The organism is Streptomyces sp. NPDC055103 (genome assembly GCF_053607625.1).
In genome coordinates this window covers 96,436-114,087 of record NZ_JBSGTX010000005.1, presented here as the reverse complement: position 1 = coordinate 114,087, position 17,652 = coordinate 96,436, and the positions used below count along the sequence as shown (strand labels likewise).

The following is a 17,652-nucleotide window of genomic DNA, read 5'->3' as shown; positions in this document are numbered from 1 at the left end:
TGCGGCGCCGCCGGTTCGAGTGCCGCGTTCGGCCCCCTCCCCGATCCCGGGCACCCGTGAAGGCGTCCGGACCCAGGGTTCGTCAATGTACTCCATTCGGGCCACTTGGGTGGACCGGCGCGCCGCCCAACTTCTCGGGCGGTACGGGAGTTGAGTCTCCGTGATCTTCCCCCGTACGTGTCGCTCTTCACAGAACCGACAGAAGCGGAACTATTCCCTTCGCCCATTTGTCCCTTCTGGGTGCAAGGCGAACGGATCAGCCATCAGGGGTCGGAGATGCGTCACAGGCCGGAGACCGACACGGACGAGCCGGAGAATCCGGAGAAGACGGAGGTGGGGCAGGGGGCGAACCCGACCGGGGAGACGGCGGGTGAGACGGCCGGGGAGAAGGATCGCGGCAGGCGGAGGATCGACCTGAGCGTGGCTCAGGTCTCGGGCAGCGCCCTGGCCGCGGTCATCGCCGCCAAGCTCGCCTCCACCCTCGGTGTGTACGGCACGATCCTCGGCGCCGGTGTGATCAGCGTCATCGCCACCTGCGGCGGACCGCTCTTCCAGCACCTCTTCAAGCGCACCGGCGAGCAGGTGCGCGACGTGACCACCGCCGCGAAACCCAAGCGGCAGGTGCCGTTCCCGGCCGCGCGACCCGAGGCGGGAGGGGACCGGCACACCCTGATGCTCGGCGCGCTCCCGCGCCCCGGCGCGTCCACCGACCCGTACGCCGAGCCGGTGGACGAGGAGTTCGGCGCGGCGACCACGCACGGCACCCGCGTCCGCGGCTGGAAGCGCCCGGCGATCGCCGCGGCCCTCGTCTTCGGTGTCACCATGGGCGGCATCACCGCCTACGAGCTGGTCTCCGGTCAGGACTTCAGCGGCACCCAGGGGACCACCACCTTCGGCTCCGTCGTCCGCGGCGGCGGGAACTCCGGGCAGGACGCGCCCGACCGGGACGAGAGCCCCGCGCCGACGCCGTCCGGCTCCGCCGGCGACACCGGGCAGCTGGAGGACGGCGACGGCGCCCCCGCGACGGGCGCCACACCGGACCCGGGCGACCCGGGCACCGGCGGGACCGGCGCCGCGACCCCCGACCCGGAGTCGACGTCCACGGGCTCCACCGACGGCGGGGCGACGCCCCCTCCGACGCCGACCGGCCCCACGACCGATCCGACCGGGTCCACGGAGCCGACGACACCGACGGAGCCCACCGATCCGGCACCGTCGACCGGAGCCCCGACCACCGGCGCCGCCGATCCGGGTGCCCCGTCGGCGCCCGCCACGGGCGGCGCCGAGTGACCGGCGGGTGAGCGACCGTCAGTCGCCCAGGACCCGGCGCAGATAGTCGTTGCCGAAGAGCCGGTCCGGGTCCAGCCGGTCGCGCAGCGCCGTGAACTCGGCGAAGCGCGGGTAGGCCTCGGAGAAGTAGGCGGCGTCCCGGGTGTGGACCTTGCCCCAGTGGGGGCGCCCCCCATGGGCCGTCATGATGCGCTCCACCGCGGTGAAGTACGCGCGGTGGGGCGTTCCCTTGTAGAGGTGCACGGCGATGTAGGCCGTCTCCCGCCCGGAGGCCGTGGACAGCGCGATGTCGTCCGCCGGGGCGGTACGCACCTCCACCGGGAAGCTCACCTTGAGCGGCGAGCGCTCGATCATCGCCTTCAGTTCGCGCAGCGCGGCGACGGCGGCCTCGCGCGGCAGCGCGTACTCCATCTCCAGGAAGCGCACCCGCCGCGGCGAGGTGAAGACCTTGTACGGGATGTCGGTGTACGTACGGGCCGACAGGGCCCGGCTGGAGACCTTGGCGATCGAGGGGATCACCGGCGGGACCGCGCGGCCCAGCGAGCAGGCGAGTTGGAAGATCCCGTTGGAGAGGAACTCGTCCTCGATCCAGCCGCCGATCTTCCCGGGAGGGGCGGCGGGGCCCGCGCTGCGGTTGTTGCGCTTGGTGTTGCAGTTGTCCGTGTGGGGGAACCAGTAGAACTCGAAGTGCTCGTTCTCCGCGTGCAGCGCGTCGAACTCCGAGGTGACCCGGTCGAAGGTCATCGGCTCCTCGCGGGCGGAGAGCAGGAAGACCGGCTCCACCGCGAAGGTGATCGCCGTGACCACGCCGAGGGCGCCGAGCCCGATCCGGGCGGCCGCGAAGACCTCGGGATGCTCCTTCTCCGAGCAGGTCAGCAGCTGTCCGTCGGCCGTGACCAGTTCCAGCTCGCGGATCTGCGCCGCTATCGAGGCGGAGTCGCGGCCCGTGCCGTGCGTGCCCGTGGAGGTGGCCCCGGCGACGGTCTGCTCCATGATGTCGCCCATGTTCGTGAGCGACAGGCCTTCCCGGGCCAGTGCCACGTTGAGCCGCTTGAGCGGAGTGCCCGACTCCACCGTGACGGTCATCGCCTCGCGGTCGACGCGCCGGATCCCGGTCAGCAGCCCCGGCCGGATCAGTACGCCGTCGGTGGCCGCGATCGAGGTGAAGGAGTGGCCGGTGCCGACGGTCTTCACCCGCAGCCCGTCCTCGGCCGCCCGGCGCACCACCTCGGCGAGCTCCTCGGCCGAGGCCGGGCTCACCTCCCGTACCGGACGGGAGGTGACGTTCCCCGCCCAGTTACGCCACGGGCTGCTCGCCGTCCTGGTGCTCCCCGACCCCGCCGTTGTCGTCCCGCTCACGCTTCCCCTCCCGGTCCTGCGCCGGCGTGCGCAGCCGGCGGTGCCCGAGGAGACCCACCGCGACCGCGAGCGCTCCCGAGACGACGGGCACCACGTACCCCGCCTCCGCCCCGGACGCGTCGACCACCCAGCCGGCGGCCGAGGAGCCGAGCGCCACGCCGATCGCGAGCCCGGTACCCGTCCAGGTCATGCCCTCGGTCAGCTTGGTGCGCGGTACGTGCGCTTCGACGAGGGCCATGGTGGTCACCATCGTCGGTGCGATGGACAGGCCCGCGACAAAGAGCGCCACGGCCAGCAACGGCAGGTTCCCGGCCAGTAGGAGGGGGATCATACTCACGGCCATCGCGCAGATGCCCAGGAGCCAGCGGCGGGACGGCTCGCCCTTGAGGTGCAGAAGACCGAAGACGGCGCCGGCGAGACAGGAGCCCAGCGCGTAGACGGCGAGGACGAGGCTCGCGGCCGCCTTGTGCCCCTGCTCCTCGGCGAAGGCCACGGTCACCACGTCGACCGAGCCGAAGATGGCGCCGGTGGCGACGAAGGCGAGTGCCAGGACCTGGAGGCCGGGGGAGCGGAGCGCCGAGACGCTCTTCTCGCCGACCTCGCGGGGGTGCGGCACGGGCTCCGTCGCGCGCTGAGAGGTCAGCCAGAAGACGCCGACGGCCAGGAACACCCCGGCGAACAGCGGGCCGGCTTCGGGGAACCACGTCGTCGACAGACCGATGGAGATGATCGGGCCGAAGATGAAGCACACCTCGTCGACGATCGACTCCCACGAGTACGCGGTGTGCAGGCGCCGCTCGTCGCCCCGGTAGATCTCCGCCCACCGGGACCGGGTCATCGCCCCGAGGCTCGGCACGCAGCCGATCACGGCGGTGAAGACGAACAGCGTCCAGTCCGGAGCCTCCTGCTGCACACAGAGCAGCAGTCCGGCGGCGCCGGCGAGCGAGACGAGCGTGACCGGGCGGAGCACCTTGCGCTGCCCGTGGCGGTCGACCAGGCGCGAGACCAGGGGGCCGAGGACGGCGGCGGACATCGCGAGCGCCGCCGAGAGCGCGCCGGCGAGGCCGTACCGGCCGGTGACCTGCGAGATCATGGTGACGACGCCGATGCCCATCATGGACAACGGCATACGGCCGAAGAAGCCGGCGACGGAGAACGACGTCGTGCCGGGCGCTGCGAAGATCGCGCGATAGGGGCTGGGCAAGGGGCTCTCCGGACTTCCGTGCTCCGGAGCGGGCTCCGCGCGACGACTCAACACGTGTAATTAATAGCTAAAGCCTACGGTGTTGAAGTCGATCGGTCATCCCCCTTTTTTCGGACAAGCACCCACGGACGTACTCCGTCGGTCGGGCCGCACCCTTCGCCGTCCGAGGTGGGTGGGAGGATCGGTGCCATGTCCGATCAGCACGATCCCGCCCCGTACGACGCCCTGCTGCTGCTCTCGTTCGGCGGCCCCGAGGGCCCGGACGACGTGGTCCCGTTCCTGGAGAACGTGACGCGCGGCCGCGGCATTCCGAAGGAACGGCTCAGGGAAGTGGGGCAGCACTACTTCCTCTTCGGCGGCGTCAGCCCGATCAACGACCAGAACCGCGCGCTGCTCCACGCGCTGCGGACGGACTTCGCGGAGGCCGGCCTCGGCCTCCCGGTCTACTGGGGAAACCGGAACTGGGCGCCGTACCTCACCGACACCCTCCGCGAGATGATCACCGACGGCCGGCGCCACATCGCCGTCCTCACCACCAGCGCGTACGCCTCCTACTCCGGCTGCCGCCAGTACCGCGAGAACCTCGCCGACGCGCTCTCCGCCCTGGAGGCGGAGGGACTCCCGCTGCCCCGCGTCGACAAGCTCCGGCACTACTTCAACCACCCCGGCTTCGTCGAGCCCATGGTCGAGGGCGTCCTCGCCTCCCTCGCCGAGCTCGACCCCTCCGTGCGCGACGGGGCACACCTCGCCTTCACCACCCACTCCATCCCCGAATCGGCCGCCGACACCTCCGGCGCGGTCACCGAGCACGGCGAGGGCGGCGCCTACGTGCGCCAGCACCTCGACGTGGCACGGGTGATCGTCGAGGCGGTCCGCGAGGCGACCGGCGTCGTCCACCCCTGGAAGCTCGTCTACCAGTCCCGCAGCGGCGCCCCGCACATCCCGTGGCTGGAGCCCGACATCTGCGACCACCTGGAGGAGCTGCACGGCGCCGGGGCGCCCGCGGCCGTCATGGTCCCCATCGGCTTCGTCTCCGACCACATGGAGGTCCTCTACGACCTCGACACGGAGGCCACGGCCAAGGCGGCCGAGCTCGGCCTGCCCGTCCGGCGCTCGGCGACCGTCGGGGCCGACCCGCGCTTCGCCGCGGCCGTCCGCGACCTCGTCCTGGAGCGGGCGGCGGGCGAGCGGGGAACCCGGGTGGAGCGGTGCGCCCTGGGCGCGCTCGGGGCCTCCCACGACCTGTGCCCGATCGGCTGCTGCCCGGCCAGGGCGGAGCGGCCGGCGGCCGCCGGCGCCGACAGCCCGTACGCGTAAGGAGCCTCCCGTGACCGACCTGAACGGTGTGACCGACGTGAACGACGTACGTGACGTGACCGACGTGAGCGACCCGCTGCTCGCCGAACTGCTCGGCCTCGGCCTGGAGGCCGCACGACGGGCCGGAGCGCTGCTGCGCGACGGCCGCCCGGACGACCTGGCCGTGGCGAAGACCAAGTCGAGCCCTATCGACGTGGTCACCGAGATGGACATCGCCGCCGAGCAGCTGATCACCGGCTTCCTCTCCGAGCACCGGCCGCAGGACGGCTTCCTCGGCGAGGAGGGCGCGTCGAGCCCCGGGACGAGCGGGATCCGCTGGGTGATCGACCCGCTCGACGGCACGGTGAACTACCTCTACGGCCTGCCCACCTGGGCGGTCTCGATCGCCGCCGAGCGGGACGGCGAGACCGTGGTCGGCGTGGTCGCGGCGCCGATGCGCGGCGAGACGTACCGGGCGGTCCTCGGCGGCGGCGCGTACGAGGGGGAGCGGCGCCTCGCCGCCCGCCCCTCGCCCGAGCTCGACCAGGCCCTGGTGGGCACGGGCTTCGGATACGTCCAGTCCCGTCGCGCCCGGCAGGCCGACATCGCCCAGCACGTGATCCCGCGCGTCCGCGACATCCGCCGCGGCGGCTCGGCCGCCATCGACCTCTGCGACGTCGCGGCCGGCCGCCTCGACGCGTACTACGAGCGCGGCCTCAACCCCTGGGACCTCGCCGCGGGGGCGCTCATCGCCCGCGAGGCGGGCGCCCTGACGGGCGGCCGACCGGGGGAGCCGGAGTCGGGCGAGCTGACCCTGGCGGCCTCCCCGGGCCTCTTCGCGCCCCTCCAGGAGCTCCTGGAGAAGCTCGGAGCGTGGCACGACTAGGGCGTGTTTCGAAAGTAGCGTCGTCTGCCCGAAGGGCAGGCCGGGCGGCGTCTGGTGCGTGCGATCGTAAGGCGGAGGGTCGTCCCGATACTGGTGTGTCGGGATGATCCCGACAACGCGGCGAGCGTGCGTGCCAGGCGTCGCCCGGCAGACGGGACTTTCGAAACACGTCCTAGAGGATTCCCGGTCTCCCGGTCCGACCGGACGTGCGAGGGCCCCGGAGCCAGTACGGCTCCGGGGCCCTCGACGCGGGTCGGCCGGTCAGACGCCCGGCGCGGCTACCTCCACGCCGTGCTCGGCGGCCAGGCGGTGCAGGTCGTCCAGCTCTGCCTGCTCGACGTCCGCGAGGAAGTCGTCGCCCGTCTCACGAGCACGCGTGAGGTCGGTCTGCGTGGCCCTGATCCGGTGCAGCAGTCCTGCGGTGAAAGCGTCCATCGTGCGCCCCCTCGTCGTGGGTCCGGTGGCACGGGGGTGTGCCGAGGGTGGGTGGATCACACACTGCTGCCTCTGGGGGACAGAAGGCGATAGGTGGCGCGCCACATACAGGGCGTGATCACGGGGTGTGCAGTCGTCCTCCCCACCCCCTTCCTCACAGAAACCTCAACTGGCCCGCGAATCAGGTGAATTCTTCGTGGTCCCCCACTGGCGGAGTCACAGGCTCCACCGCACGCCCCCTCCGCACCACCCCCGCGCCCCAGGGCCCCGCACAGCCGCCTTACAGCCGGTTTACGCGCGTTCGGGGCAGGATGGACACGCACAGTCAGTGCTCAGGTTTCAGCCGTCCCCCCCGCGGGCCGCGGCTCAAGGGAAGGACTACGACGTGCGCGTACTCGTCGTCGAGGACGAGCAGCTGCTCGCCGATGCGGTGGCCACCGGACTGCGCCGGGAGGCCATGGCCGTCGACGTCGTGTACGACGGCGCCGCCGCCCTGGAGCGCATCGGGGTGAACGACTATGACGTCGTCGTCCTCGACCGCGACCTCCCGCTCGTCCACGGCGACGACGTCTGCCGCAAGATCGTCGAGCTCGGCATGCCCACGCGCGTGCTGATGCTCACGGCCTCCGGCGACGTCAGCGACCGTGTCGAGGGCCTGGAGCTCGGCGCGGACGACTACCTGCCGAAGCCCTTCGCGTTCACCGAGCTCACCGCGCGCGTGCGCGCCCTCGGCCGGCGCACCACCGTGCCGCTCCCGCCCGTCCTGGAGCGCGCCGGCATCAAGCTCGACCCCAACCGCCGCGAGGTCTTCCGCGAGGGCAAGGAGGTCCAGCTCGCCCCGAAGGAGTTCGCGGTCCTGGAGGTCCTCATGCGCAGCGAAGGCGCTGTCGTCTCGGCCGAGCAGCTCCTGGAGAAGGCCTGGGACGAGAACACCGACCCCTTCACCAACGTCGTGCGCGTCACCGTGATGACCCTGCGCCGCAAGCTCGGCGAACCCCCGGTCATCGTCACCGTGCCCGGCTCCGGGTACCGGATCTGACCAGATGCCAACGACCTCAGTGCCGCACCCCCAGGCGCCGCCGAAGCCGACCTGGGACCCCCGGGACCCGGTGCGGCCGCTGCTGCGCCCGACCATCCGGATACGGCTCACGCTGCTGTACGGCGGAATGTTCCTGATCGCCGGCATCCTGCTGCTCTCGATCATCTACCTCTTCACCGCGCAGGCCCTGAGCGAGAGCGCGGCGAAACTTCCCTTCGAGTTCGTCAAGGGCGAGGTGCGGCCCACCACCTCCTGGTGCGAGCTCCCCGTCCAGGGCAGTGGCAAGCAGTTCAACGACGCCGTCTCGATCTGTCTGCAGCACCAGAGCGACCGGGCCCTGGACGACCTCCTGCGCCGCTCGCTCTTCGCCCTGCTCGGCCTGAGCATCATCGCCTTCGCCTTCGGCTACGCCATGGCGGGACGGGTGCTCTCCCCGCTCGGCCGGATCACCCGTACCGCCCGCCAGGTGGCCGGTTCCGACCTGGCCCGCCGGATCGAGCTGGACGGCCCCGACGACGAGCTCAAGGAGCTGGCCGACACCTTCGACGAGATGCTGGAGCGCCTGGAGAGAGCCTTCACCGCCCAGCAGCGGTTCGTCGCGAACGCCTCGCACGAGCTGCGCACCCCGCTCGCGATCAACCGCACGCTCCTGGAGATCCACGTCTCGGACCCCGAGGCCCCGCTGGCGCTCCAACAGCTGGGCAAGACCCTGCTCGCCACCAACGAGCGCAGCGAGCAGCTCGTCGAGGGCCTGCTGCTGCTCGCCCGGAGCGACAACCAGATCATCGAGCGCAAGGCCGTCGACCTCGCCGAGGTCGCCTCCCGCGCGGTCGACCAGACGCACGCCGAGGCCGTGGCCAAGGGCGTGGAGATCCGGGGCGAGCGCGCCCCGGCCGTCGTCGAGGGCAACGGCGTCCTGCTGGAGCGGATCGCACTGAACCTGCTCCAGAACGCCGTGCGGTACAACGTGCCGGAAGGAGGCTGGGTGGAGGTCACGACCGAGACCGAGCACGGCCAGGCGGTCCTGGTGGTCTCGAACACGGGACCGGTGGTCCCCGCGTACGAGATCGACAACCTTTTCGAGCCGTTCCGGAGGCTCCGGCAGGAGCGCACCGGAAGCGACAAGGGGGTCGGTCTCGGCCTGTCGATCGCGCGGTCCGTGGCTCGCGCCCACGGCGGCCGTATCATCGCGGAGCCCCGCGAGGGCGGTGGTCTCGTGATGCGTGTCACTCTGCCGATCTGACACACTGCACAAGCCGACCCGTTCCGTTCGCTTTGCGCGGAATTCCCGGGCCCCGATCCTGAGACGCTCATGTGTGATCGATCACAGGTCGGGGTGTCGGGACCTCCACTCTCCGTGACCGAGAAATCCCTCGGAAAACCAGGAAAAGTCCGGGTTTCCAGGGCCCGGAATGACGGGAAGTACACGGGGTGGCGTCTGCGAAGGGCGCCCGGAGGACCGTGTACGGTCCGGTTCGCCACCCGAAGCCGATCACTCCTGAGACGACGCGACGGGTGTCGATTGAGTAACAGACCTTGATGTGAGGCAAAATCTCCGCCTCAGGTCGGGCACAAGTCCGACCTCTCACGCGTTACGTGCGCTGAGACACCCGCAACTACCCAGAGGGGGAGAGCGACATGGCAACGGATTACGACACCCCACGCAAGACCGACGACGACGTCGACTCGGACAGCCTTGAAGAACTGAAGGCCCGCCGGAACGACAAGTCGACCTCGACGGTCGACGTCGACGAGTTCGAGGCCGCCGAAGGCCTGGAGCTGCCCGGCGCCGACCTCTCGAACGAGGAACTGGCCGTCCGGGTCCTGCCGAAGCAGGCCGACGAGTTCACCTGCATGAGCTGCTTCCTCGTGCACCACCGCAGCCAGCTGGCACGAGAGAAGAACGGCCAGCCGATCTGCCGCGACTGCGACTGAGGTCGCACGGCCGTGGCAGGCGACACACCGTCCCGGAAGCGGCGTCTCCGGCTCCCTGGGAGCTCGGAGACGTACAAGGGCGGCACGAGCCCGGCGGAGGGTGCCCAGGAGGCCCCTGACGCCGAGCGGGCCGCCCCCCTGCCCTCCCTCGGTGCACGTGACGACGAGCGGGGCCCCTCGGCCTCGCTCGAAGCGGTCGTCGCGGACATCGAGGCGGCGACCGGTTCGCGCGTCGAACCGGGTGCCCGTCACGGCGCAGGGCCGGAGGCGGCACGGCTCCCCGCGGAGCGGAGCGAGGGCCGGAGCGAAGAGCGCCACGGCCGGCTGGACGCCGTCAGGCGGCTGGCCAATCCCGCGCGCGCCCAGCTCGACAAGATCAAGATCGACAGCGATCGAATCGACGCCGTCCGGCGCGGCGTCGCGCGCAGTGTCAAGGAGGGCGCGAAGCGCGGCGGCGACAGCGCCAAGGCGGGCATCGGCCATCTGGCCGACCTGCTGATCGACCTCGCCCCGCGGATCCCGGTCCGCGACCTGGCGACCCTGCGCAAACAGTTCCCGGGACTCGGTCCCGAGGAGATCGCCGACAAGCTCGTCGCGGGCGCGGCGAACGCGACCTCGACCGTCGGCGCGGGCATCGGCGCCGCCGCCATGCTTCCCGTACCGCTGGCCATGCCGGCCGAACTGGCGACCGAGATCACCGGCGTCGCCGCCGTGGAACTCAAACTCATCGCCGAACTGCACGAGGTGTACGGACTGCGCCCGCAGGGCCGGATCACCCAGCGCTCGACGGCCTATCTGACGTCCTGGGCCGAGGAGCGGGGCATCGACCCCTCCAAGCCCACCACGGTCAACGCGGCGCTCGGTGGACAGCTCAAGCGCGAGCTGCGCCAGCAGATCATGAAACGCATGCTGCGCAACCTGCCGAACCTCACGCCCTTCATGGTCGGCGCCGCCGTCGGTGCGGTCATGAACCGGCGCGACACCAAGAAGGTCGCGGCGCACATCCGCAAGGACCTCCGCGCCCGCCAGATCCCCTGGGACGCCCTCCCGGAGCTGCCCCCGCTGGAGCAGCCCGAGAACCCCAAGGAGCTCGGCTTCTAGCCGCCCGCCTCTGGCAGGCCACTACCGGCGGCCCCCTGCCGGTCGGCCGCTACCGGCGGCCCACTACCGGCCGCCCGCTGACAGTCGTCCGTCTCCAGCCGTCCACCGCCGGGCCGGACGGGAACCGGCCCGGAGGGTGCCGGTTCACGCCTCGGCGCGTACGGACTCCAGGGCGGCCACCAGGGCCTCCGGCTCGCGGCTGGACAGGTACACGTACGGCGTCGGGTCCGCCGGATCCGTGACCTCGACCCGTACCGCCCGCGGCACGTAGCTGCGCATCACCATGAAGGCGCGCGGGTCGGCCTTGTGGGTGCGCCAGGCGCGCGCCTCCTCCGCGTCCAGCACCTCGGCCGCGCCGAGCGCCGAGACAGGGATCCGCGCGTCGCCGGCCACCAGCGAACCGGCCACCACCCGGACGCGCGCGGAGCCGTACGAGGAGACCGCCGCGCCGGCGAGCACCGCCGCCACGATCAGACCGCCCAGCATCGGGACCGTGCCCAGCGGGAACATGATCAGGCCGCCGGACAGACCGAGCAGGCCCGCGATGGCCCACCACGCGCGCGGCGCCGTCAGCCGCTCGTCGAAGCGCGGCGCGCCCGCCGCCGGGGCCGCCACCGGGGACGACGCGACGGGCGTCCCCGCGGGTGACTCCGCGGACGGCGCTGGCGCGGGCTCGGAGGAGGGGGCGGGGGACGGCACGGAAGGCTGCATGCGTCCAAGCCTGCCACGGCGCGACCCGCGCCCGGCCGCGCGGGTAAGGTCTGCGCCTGTGACTGCAACATCTGCCGCCCTCACCCCGCCGGCCGACGCCATACCGCCGGTACGGCACCCCGACGCCCCGGCCCCCGGCGAGCTGCTCGGTGCCCACTACGCGTACTGCTTCGGGTGCGGCGGCGGACAACCCCACGGCCTGCACCTGGAGGCACGGGCGGGCGAGGACGTGACCGTCACCGCCGAGTTCACGGTGACCCCCGACCACCAGGGCGCCCCCGGCCTCGCGCACGGCGGTGTCCTCGCCACCGCGCTCGACGAGACCCTCGGCTCCCTGAACTGGCTGCTGCGCGTCATCGCCGTGACCGGCCGGCTGGAGACCGACTTCGTCCGGCCCGTCCCCGTCGGCACCGTGCTCCACCTGGAGGCCGCGGTCACCGCCGTGCACGGCCGCAAGATCTTCTCGACCGCCGTCGGCCGGATCGGCGGGCCCGAGGGCCCCGTCGCCGTCCGCGCCGACGCCCTCTTCGTCGAGGTCAAGGTCGACCACTTCATCGACAACGGCCGGCCTGAGGAGATCCAGGCCGCCATGTCCGACCCCGACCAGGTCCGGCGCGCCCGCGCCTTCGAGGTGAACCCCTGATGCGCAACCCTGTCGACGTACTGATCCGCCGCGTGGACCCGGAGGTGCCGATCCCGGCCTACGGGCACCCCGGCGACGCCGGTGCCGACCTCGTGACCACCGAGGCCGCCGTCCTGGCCCCCGGGGAGCGCGCGGTGCTCCCCACCGGGGTCTCCATCGCGCTGCCGGACGGGTACGCGGCCTTCGTGCACCCGCGCTCCGGCCTGGCCGCCCGCTGCGGAGTCGCGCTGGTGAATGCCCCGGGGACGGTGGATGCCGGGTACCGTGGAGAGATCAAAGTGATCGTGGTCAATCTCGACCCGCGCGAGAGCGTGCGGTTCGAGCGGTTCGACCGGATTGCCCAACTGGTCGTCCAGCAGGTCGAGAAGGTTCGCTTCCACGAGGTGGCGGAGCTTCCCGGCTCGGCGCGGGCCGAGGGGGGCTTCGGGTCCACCGGCGGCCATGCCGCCGTGGACGGCTCAACGGGTGGGAATCGATACGCTTCGGTCGTATCCGACCGGGAAGGACAGTGACGTGTTCGGACGTCGCAAGAAGAGCGGTGCCGCTGAGGACGCAGCGGGCGAGGCCGAGCAGGTCGTCGAGGAGGTCGAGTCCCGCGATGGCGAGGCATCGGCCGACGCGCCGCGTCGGGTGAACCTTCCGCCGGCGCCCCGGCCCGACGGACCGTGGGACCTCTCCGAGGTCACCACGCCGGAGGACGGCCGTGTCGACCTCGGCGGCGTCTTCGTGCCCGGAGTCGAGGGCATGGAGCTGCGGGTCGAGGTGGCGGGCGACGCGATCGTCGCGGCCACCGTGGTCCTGCGCGACAGCGCCGTGCAGCTGCAGGCTTTCGCCGCCCCGAAGAACGAGGGCATCTGGGGCGAGGTCCGTGACGAGATCGCGACGGGCATCGTCCAGCAGGGCGGCGTCATCGACGAGGTCGAGGGCCCCCTCGGCTGGGAGCTGCGGGCCCAGGTCCCCGTACAGCTGCCCGACGGCAACCGCGGCGTGCAGCTCGTGCGCTTCGTGGGCGTCGACGGACCCCGCTGGTTCCTGCGCGGAGTGATCTCCGGGCAGGGCGCGGTGCAGCCGGAGGCGGCCGGGCTCCTGGAGCAGATCGTGCGGGACACCGTGGTCGTCCGCGGTGACGGCCCGATGGCCCCGCGCGACCCGATCGTCCTCAAGCTGCCGAACGACGCGCAGATGGTGCCGGACGGTGTCCAGCAGGAGGAGCAGGCGGAGTCGCGCTTCTCCGGCGGCATGGGCCAGCTCCAGCGTGGCCCGGAGGTCACCGAGATCCGCTGAGCCGCGATCGACGCACGACCGGTGGGCCGCTTTCCGTACGAGACGTATGGGAATGCGGCCCACCGGTCGTTTCCCCGCCTATCCCGCCCGGGATTCCCGCCCTCGCAGCCCCCGCTTCCCGCCCCGTCTCCCCCTCCGTACGTCCTCCGGCTCTGGCCCTGGGACCCGGCGGCGGACCATACTGGCGGGCGCACATGTTCGAGGAGGGGGAGCACACGGTGAGTGAGAGCAGCACGCGGTCCGCAACGGCCGTCGCCGAGGACCCGGCCGGCCCGCCGATGGTCCGGGTCGAGGACCTCCGGCGCTCGTACGGTACGGGCGAGGCCGCCGTCCACGCCCTGCGCGGGGTCTCCTTCGACATCCCGCGCGGCGAGCTCGTCGCCCTCAAGGGCCGCTCGGGCTCCGGCAAGACGACCCTGCTCAACCTCGTGGGCGGCCTCGACAGCGCCGACGGGGGCCGGATCGTCATCGACGGCACCGACCTCTCCACGCTCGGTGAGAGCGGGCTCCTGGAACTGCGCCGCGACCGGATCGGCTTCATCTTCCAGTCCTTCGGGCTCCTCCCGATCCTGTCCGCCGCCGAGAACGTGGGCGTACCCCTCCGGCTGCGGAAGGCCGACCCCAAGGAGCGCGAGGAGCGGGTCGCGCTGATGCTCTCGCTCGTGGGCCTCGCCGACCACGCGGCCCAGCGGCCCGGCGAGCTCTCCGGCGGCCAGCAGCAGCGGGTCGCGATCGCCCGTGCCCTCGCCAACAAGCCGGCCCTGCTGATCGCCGACGAGCCGACCGGCCAGCTGGACGCGGAGACGGGGCTCGCCGTCATGGAGCTGCTGCGCGCGGTGGTGCGCAGCGAGGGCTGCACGGCCCTCGTCGCCACGCACGACCCCCAGCTCCTGGGCCTGGCGGACCGGGTCCTCGAGCTCAGCGACGGCGAGATCATCGAGAACTGAGGGCGGGACGGTCCCTTGTGGTGCGGGGGCGGCCCTCGCGGCGCCGTCCCGGCATCAGAATCACGTCAATACCGGACCGGGGCCTCCGCCCGCGTGCGGAATGTCCGATTGGCTGGACGTATGGTCATGCCATGGGACGCGGCAAGCTTCGGATCTACCTCGGCGCTGCGCCGGGTGTCGGCAAGACGTACGCCATGCTCTCCGAGGGACACCGGCGGATCGAGCGCGGTACGGACTGCGTCGTGGCCTTCGTGGAACACCACGGGCGGCCGCGTACGGAAGTGATGCTGCACGGCCTGGAGCAGATCCCGCGCCGGACCCTGGACTACCGGGGCGCCACCTTCACCGAGATGGACGTCGACGCGATCCTGGCCAGGAAGCCGGCCGTCGCGCTCGTCGACGAGCTCGCCCACACGAACGTCCCCGGCTCCCGGAACAGCAAGCGCTGGCAGGACGTCGTCGAGCTCCTCTCGGCCGGCATCGACGTCGTCTCGACGGTCAACATCCAGCACCTGGAGTCGCTGGGCGACGTCGTCGAGTCGATCACCGGCGTACGGCAGAAGGAGACCGTCCCCGACGAGGTCGTCCGCCGCGCCGACCAGATCGAGCTGGTCGACATGTCGCCCCAGGCCCTGCGCCGCCGCATGGCCCATGGCAACATCTACACCTCCGACAAGGTCGACGCGGCCCTCTCCAACTACTTCCGCCCCGGCAACCTCACCGCCCTCCGCGAGCTCGCGCTGCTGTGGACGGCCGACCGGGTCGACGAGTACCTCCAGCAGTACCGGGGCGAGCACGACATCCGCTCCACCTGGCAGGCCCGCGAGCGCATCGTCGTGGGTCTGACCGGCGGTCCTGAGGGCCGCACGCTCATACGGCGGGCGACCCGGCTGGCCGAGAAGGGCGCGGGCGGCGAGGTCCTCGCCGTCTACATCGCCCGCAGCGACGGCCTGACCGCCGCGTCCCCGAAGGAGCTCGCGGTCCAGCGGACCCTGGTCGAGGACCTGGGCGGAACGTTCCACCACGTCATCGGCGACGACGTCCCCTCCGCGCTCCTGGAGTTCGCGCGCGGGGTCAACGCCACCCAGATCGTCCTCGGCTCCAGCCGCCGCCGCGCCTGGCAGTACGTGTTCGGCCCCGGCGTCGGCCAGACCGTGGCCCGTGACTCCGGCCCCGACCTCGACGTCCACATCGTCACCCACGGCGAGGTCGCCAAGGGGCGGGGGCTGCCCGTCACACGCGGGGCACGGCTCGGACGCTCCCGGATCCTCGGCGGCTGGCTGGCCGGCGTCGCGGGGCCCATCTGCCTGACCCTGCTGCTCACCCACGTCGACGCCGACCTCGGCCTCGCCAACGACATGCTGCTCTTCCTGGCGCTGACGGTCGCCGCCGCGATGCTCGGCGGGTTCCTGCCCGCTCTCGCCTCCGCGGCCGTCGGATCCCTCCTCCTGAACTGGTTCTTCACCCCGCCCGTCCACCGGATCACCATCGCCGACCCCAAGAACATCGTCGCCCTCGCGGTCTTCCTCGGTGTCGCGATGGCGGTCGCCTCGGTCGTGGACCTGGCCGCCCGCAGGACCCACCAGGCCGCCCGGCTCCGCGCCGAGTCCGAGGTGCTGTCCTACCTCGCGGGCAGCGTGCTGCGCGGCGAGACCAGCCTGGACGCCCTCCTCGAACGGGTCCGCGAGACCTTCTCGATGGAGTCGGTGACCCTCCTCGAACGGGCGGACGAGATCGAGCCCTGGACCCGGGCGGCGAGCGTGGGCACGCACCCGGTCGCGCGGCCCGAGGACGCGGACGTGGACATGCCGGTCGGCGATCACCTGGCGCTGGCGCTGACCGGCCGGGTCCTGCCGGCCGAGGACCGGCGCGTCCTCGGCGCCTTCGCCGCCCAGGCCGCGGTCGTCCTCGACCGGCAGCGGCTCGTCGGAGAGGCCGAGGACGCCAGGAAGCAGGCCGAGGGCAACAAGATCCGTACGTCCCTGCTGGCCGCCGTCAGCCACGACCTGCGGACCCCGCTCGCCAGCATCAAGGCCTCCGTCAGCTCCCTCCGCTCCGACGACGTCGAGTGGTCCGAGGAGGACCGCGCCGAACTCCTGGAAGGCATCGAGGCGGGCGCCGACCGGCTCGACCACCTCGTCGGCAACCTCCTCGACATGTCCCGCCTCCAGACCGGCACCGTCACGCCGCTGATCCGCGCCGTGGACCTCGACGAGGTCGTCCCGATGGCCCTCGGGGGAGTACCCGACGGCAGCGCCGAGCTCGACATCCCCGAGACGCTGCCGATGGTCGAGGTCGACAAGGGCCTCCTGGAACGGGCCGTCGCCAACATCGTCGAGAACGCCGTGAAGTACAGCCCCGAGGGCGAACCCGTCGCCGTCGCCGCCAGCACCCTGGGGGAACGCGTCGAACTGCGCGTCGTGGACCGCGGCCCCGGAGTGCCCGACGAGAGCAAGGACGGCATCTTCGAGCCGTTCCAGCGCTTCGGCGACGCCCCCCGCGGCGCCGGCGTCGGTCTCGGCCTCGCGGTCGCCCGCGGCTTCGTCGAGGCCATGGGCGGGACTCTCTCCGCCGAGGACACCCCGGGCGGCGGGCTGACCATGGTCCTCACCCTCAGGACCGTACGGGGCAGGCCCCCGGAACCGGCCGTGGAGCTTCCGGCGCATGCCGTGAGCTGAGCCCCGCGGCGGCTTTCGTCCCGCGTCCGCGTCACCTGCGGCGCCCGCCCTCGTACCGCTTCCGCTCCCTCCCACCCAAGCCGCCCGCAACGGGCACCGAAGAAGGTAGGTCCCCCTCCATGACCCGGGTCCTCGTGGTCGACGACGAGCCGCAGATCGTCCGCGCCCTGGTGATCAACCTCAAGGCGCGGAAGTACGAGGTCGATGCCGCACCCGACGGTGCCACCGCCCTCCGGCTGGCCGCCGAGCGTCACCCCGACGTCGTCGTCCTCGACCTCGGTCTGCCCGACATGGACGGCGTCGAGGTCATCAAGGGCCTGCGCGGCTGGACGAGGGTGCCGATCCTGGTCCTCTCCGCCCGCCAGACCTCCGACGAGAAGGTCGAGGCGCTCGACGCCGGCGCCGACGACTACGTCACCAAGCCCTTCGGCATGGACGAGCTGCTCGCCCGGCTGCGCGCGGCCGTACGCCGCGCCGAGCCGGTCGGCGGCGCCGAGGACGGCGTCGTGGTCGTCGAGACCGCGGGCTTCACCGTCGACCTGGCGGCGAAGAAGGTCCACCGCGACGGCCGGGACGTCCGGCTCACCCCCACCGAGTGGCACCTCCTGGAGGTCCTCGTCCGCAACGGCGGGCGCCTCGTCAGCCAGAAGCAACTGCTCCAGGAGGTCTGGGGCCCCTCGTACGGCACGGAGACCAACTACCTCCGCGTGTACATGGCGCAGCTGCGGCGCAAGCTGGAGGCCGACCCCTCGCACCCCCGCCACTTCGTCACCGAACCCGGCATGGGCTACCGCTTCGAACGGTGAAGCGAACCTCGTCTACGCGGCCGGTCCTGGTGACGGTG

General features: G+C 72.2%; 17 protein-coding genes. 13 read left to right on the top strand and 4 right to left on the bottom strand.

All coding sequences use genetic code 11. The features are described from left to right. Positions 1-276: 276 nt before the first annotated feature. Entirely contained in the window at positions 277-1,290 is a 1,014-nt protein-coding gene (locus ACWFR1_RS05500; protein WP_453546753.1) for a hypothetical protein, read from the top strand. Between the two features lie 18 nt (positions 1,291-1,308). Here ACWFR1_RS05500 and ACWFR1_RS05495 read toward each other — a convergent pair whose 3' ends face one another. Next, the gene (locus ACWFR1_RS05495) at positions 1,309-2,649 is read right to left on the bottom strand and encodes a D-arabinono-1,4-lactone oxidase (protein ID WP_453546751.1); all 1,341 of its coding nucleotides are present in this window, start codon (positions 2,647-2,649) and stop codon (positions 1,309-1,311) included. After that, positions 2,588-3,853, bottom strand: a complete 1,266-nt coding sequence (locus tag ACWFR1_RS05490) for an MFS transporter (protein ID WP_453546749.1) — start codon at positions 3,851-3,853, stop codon at positions 2,588-2,590. Before ACWFR1_RS05490 ends, ACWFR1_RS05495 begins: the two co-directional genes overlap by 62 nt. Before the next feature lie 189 nt (positions 3,854-4,042). On the opposite strand from ACWFR1_RS05490, the gene ACWFR1_RS05485 reads away from it, so the two are divergent. Beyond that, a complete protein-coding gene (locus tag ACWFR1_RS05485; RefSeq protein ID WP_453546747.1) occupies positions 4,043-5,170 on the top strand; it encodes a ferrochelatase in 1,128 nt (375 codons plus the stop codon). A gap of 64 nt (positions 5,171-5,234) precedes the next feature. Further along, positions 5,235-6,035, top strand: coding sequence for an inositol monophosphatase family protein (locus tag ACWFR1_RS05480; protein WP_453546892.1), 801 nt, complete (start codon positions 5,235-5,237; stop codon positions 6,033-6,035). A gap of 261 nt (positions 6,036-6,296) precedes the next feature. On the opposite strand, the gene ACWFR1_RS05475 is transcribed toward ACWFR1_RS05480, so the two are convergent. Continuing rightward, positions 6,297-6,470, bottom strand: a complete 174-nt coding sequence (locus ACWFR1_RS05475; RefSeq protein ID WP_386302225.1) for a hypothetical protein — start codon at positions 6,468-6,470, stop codon at positions 6,297-6,299. Between the two features lie 385 nt (positions 6,471-6,855). Here ACWFR1_RS05475 and ACWFR1_RS05470 point away from each other — a divergent pair, with 385 nt between their 5' ends. From ACWFR1_RS05470 to ACWFR1_RS05455, 4 genes are all read left to right on the top strand, one after another. Continuing rightward, positions 6,856-7,509, top strand: coding sequence for a response regulator transcription factor (locus tag ACWFR1_RS05470; RefSeq protein WP_024758527.1), 654 nt, complete (start codon positions 6,856-6,858; stop codon positions 7,507-7,509). 4 nt (positions 7,510-7,513) lie between these two features. After that, on the top strand, positions 7,514-8,752 hold the full coding sequence (locus ACWFR1_RS05465) for a sensor histidine kinase (protein WP_453546743.1): 1,239 nt from the start codon (positions 7,514-7,516) through the stop codon (positions 8,750-8,752). Between the two features lie 395 nt (positions 8,753-9,147). Beyond that, positions 9,148-9,444 (top strand): DUF4193 domain-containing protein, encoded by a 297-nt coding sequence (locus ACWFR1_RS05460; protein WP_003955561.1) that lies wholly within the window; start codon positions 9,148-9,150, stop codon positions 9,442-9,444. A 12-nt stretch (positions 9,445-9,456) separates the two neighbouring features. Beyond that, on the top strand, positions 9,457-10,545 hold the full coding sequence (locus ACWFR1_RS05455) for a hypothetical protein (RefSeq protein ID WP_453546741.1): 1,089 nt from the start codon (positions 9,457-9,459) through the stop codon (positions 10,543-10,545). 144 nt (positions 10,546-10,689) lie between these two features. On the opposite strand, the gene ACWFR1_RS05450 is transcribed toward ACWFR1_RS05455, so the two are convergent. Beyond that, positions 10,690-11,256, bottom strand: a complete 567-nt coding sequence (locus ACWFR1_RS05450) for a DUF3093 domain-containing protein (RefSeq protein ID WP_453546739.1) — start codon at positions 11,254-11,256, stop codon at positions 10,690-10,692. Positions 11,257-11,314: 58 nt separating this feature from the next. Between ACWFR1_RS05450 and ACWFR1_RS05445 the strand changes: the two genes are divergently transcribed. The 6 genes from ACWFR1_RS05445 (at position 11,315) to ACWFR1_RS05420 (ending at position 17,614) form a co-directional block, all read left to right on the top strand. Next, a complete protein-coding gene (locus tag ACWFR1_RS05445) occupies positions 11,315-11,899 on the top strand; it encodes a PaaI family thioesterase (RefSeq protein WP_453546737.1) in 585 nt (194 codons plus the stop codon). Further along, positions 11,899-12,411, top strand: coding sequence for a dUTP diphosphatase (gene dut / locus ACWFR1_RS05440; RefSeq protein ID WP_024758522.1), 513 nt, complete (start codon positions 11,899-11,901; stop codon positions 12,409-12,411). The genes ACWFR1_RS05445 and dut overlap by 1 nt, the downstream gene beginning before the upstream one ends. Before the next feature lies 1 nt (position 12,412). Then, entirely contained in the window at positions 12,413-13,183 is a 771-nt protein-coding gene (locus tag ACWFR1_RS05435) for a DUF3710 domain-containing protein (RefSeq protein WP_453546735.1), read from the top strand. A 194-nt stretch (positions 13,184-13,377) separates the two neighbouring features. After that, complete coding sequence (locus tag ACWFR1_RS05430; RefSeq protein ID WP_453546733.1) at positions 13,378-14,130, top strand: ABC transporter ATP-binding protein; 753 nt, start codon at positions 13,378-13,380, stop codon at positions 14,128-14,130. 131 nt (positions 14,131-14,261) lie between these two features. Beyond that, positions 14,262-16,808: a DUF4118 domain-containing protein gene (locus ACWFR1_RS05425; protein WP_453546731.1), complete on the top strand. Its 2,547-nt coding sequence runs from the start codon at positions 14,262-14,264 to the stop codon at positions 16,806-16,808. Positions 16,809-16,927: 119 nt separating this feature from the next. Further along, on the top strand, positions 16,928-17,614 hold the full coding sequence (locus tag ACWFR1_RS05420) for a response regulator (protein WP_356678033.1): 687 nt from the start codon (positions 16,928-16,930) through the stop codon (positions 17,612-17,614). Positions 17,615-17,652: the final 38 nt, after the last annotated feature.

Bases quoted from the DNA above. Each gene is read 5' to 3' on its own strand.
- ACWFR1_RS05425 (WP_453546731.1), top strand. From the start codon at position 14,262: ATGGGACGCGGCAAGCTTCGGATCTACCTCGGCGCTGCGCCGGGTGTC.
- ACWFR1_RS05475 (WP_386302225.1), bottom strand. From the start codon at position 6,470: ATGGACGCTTTCACCGCAGGACTGCTGCACCGGATCAGGGCCACGCAG.
- ACWFR1_RS05430 (WP_453546733.1), top strand. From the start codon at position 13,378: ATGTTCGAGGAGGGGGAGCACACGGTGAGTGAGAGCAGCACGCGGTCC.
- ACWFR1_RS05460 (WP_003955561.1), top strand. From the start codon at position 9,148: ATGGCAACGGATTACGACACCCCACGCAAGACCGACGACGACGTCGAC.
- dut (WP_024758522.1), top strand. From the start codon at position 11,899: ATGCGCAACCCTGTCGACGTACTGATCCGCCGCGTGGACCCGGAGGTG.
- ACWFR1_RS05500 (WP_453546753.1), top strand. From the start codon at position 277: ATGCGTCACAGGCCGGAGACCGACACGGACGAGCCGGAGAATCCGGAG.
- ACWFR1_RS05485 (WP_453546747.1), top strand. From the start codon at position 4,043: ATGTCCGATCAGCACGATCCCGCCCCGTACGACGCCCTGCTGCTGCTC.
- ACWFR1_RS05420 (WP_356678033.1), top strand. From the start codon at position 16,928: ATGACCCGGGTCCTCGTGGTCGACGACGAGCCGCAGATCGTCCGCGCC.
- ACWFR1_RS05465 (WP_453546743.1), top strand. From the start codon at position 7,514: ATGCCAACGACCTCAGTGCCGCACCCCCAGGCGCCGCCGAAGCCGACC.
- ACWFR1_RS05450 (WP_453546739.1), bottom strand. From the start codon at position 11,256: ATGCAGCCTTCCGTGCCGTCCCCCGCCCCCTCCTCCGAGCCCGCGCCA.